The following is a 1,403-nucleotide window of genomic DNA, read 5'->3' as shown; positions in this document are numbered from 1 at the left end:
CCCTTCAGCCGATCGCTGTCGGCCTTCAGCCTGTCGCGTTCGCTTCGGGTGCGATCAAGATCGCCACGCAGACTGTCGAGCTCGCCGCGCAGGCGGCCCCAGATGAACCAGCCAGCCAGGATACCCATAACGAACGCCAGGAGCATGTAGAAGAAAGTGCTCATTTCCCTCTCCAGTCCGATCCGTCGGCCGCGGCTGGGAGGGCACGCTTGCCGTCAAGGATCGTCAAAGGTTCCGTGTTCGGTGGAACCGCCGGCTTCAATCGAGCCATCGGCGTTCGGCCTTGTCCGGACCGACGGCCATCATCGCATTCGCCGTAGCGGAGCGGCAGGCATCTCTGGCCTGCGCGATGCGTCCGGCTGAGCTTGAGGCCGGACGCTATCATATGGCTTGTCGAAAGCCAGTTGAAAATGCGCCGGAGAGTTATTCAAGAACAGCTATTTAGGGCAAGAATAGAATCTGGCTAATATGCGTCTCGGCTAAACTATAGCTATCGATGCACGCTTCGTTGCTGTTCACTTGTCCAGCGCTTCCAACTCGTCGATCAGCGAACCGATCACGCCGAGGCCGATCTGCCAGAACGCGGGATCGGTGGCGTCGAGGCCGAAGGGCGCCAGGAGTTCGGAGTGATGCTTGGTGCCGCCGGCGCGCAGCATCTCGAAATACTTCTCCTGAAATCCCCGCTCGGCATTCTGGTAGACGGCGTAAAGCGAGTTCACCAGGCAGTCGCCGAAGGCATAGGCATAGACATAGAAGGGCGAATGGATGAAGTGCGGGATATAGGTCCAGAAGACCTCGTAGCCGTCGCGCAGCTTGATTGCCGGCCCCAGGCTTTCGGCCTGCACCTCCAGCCAGAATTCGCCCAACCTGTCCGAGGTCAGCTCGCCGTTCTTGCGCTCGGTATGCACCTTGCGCTCGAACTCATAGAAGGCGATCTGGCGCACGACCGTGTTGATCATGTCCTCGACCTTCTGAGCGAGCATGGCCTTGCGCTCGCGTCTGTCACTGGTCTGTTCGAGCAGAGAGCGGAAGGTCAGCATCTCGCCGAAGACGGAGGCGGTCTCGGCCAGCGTCAGCGGCGTCGAGGCCATAAGCGCGCCCTGGCCGGCGGCCAGCACCTGGTGCACGCCATGGCCGAGCTCATGCGCCAGCGTCATCACGTCGCGCGGCTTGCCCATGTAGTTGAGCAGCACGTAAGGATGCGCCGACGGGACTGTCGGGTGGGCGAAGGCGCCGGGTGATTTGCCCGGCCGCACCGGCGCGTCGATCCATCTGCGATCGAAAAAGCCGCGCGCGATTTCGGCCATGTCGGGCGAAAAGCGCTGGTAGGCGGAGAGCACCGTATCCCTGGCGTCGTCCCAGCGGATCACCGCCTTCGGCGTCTCCGGCAGCGGCGCGTTGCG

General features: G+C 62.3%; 1 protein-coding gene and 1 pseudogene. Both read right to left on the bottom strand.

The window, feature by feature from the left end; genetic code table 11:
• Positions 1-164, bottom strand: a pseudogene (locus EOA28_RS40725) (proton-conducting membrane transporter); the annotation flags it as partial.
• A gap of 351 nt (positions 165-515) precedes the next feature.
• The coding region (locus EOA28_RS35685; RefSeq protein ID WP_148671101.1) for a M3 family metallopeptidase at positions 516-1,403 on the bottom strand (888 nt) is incomplete at its 5' end.

The sequence above is a fragment of the Mesorhizobium sp. M2A.F.Ca.ET.067.02.1.1 genome (genome assembly GCF_004023285.1).
In the GTDB taxonomy this organism is placed as follows: Bacteria; Pseudomonadota; Alphaproteobacteria; order Rhizobiales; family Rhizobiaceae; genus Mesorhizobium.
This window is presented reverse-complemented; position numbering and strand designations above follow the sequence as displayed.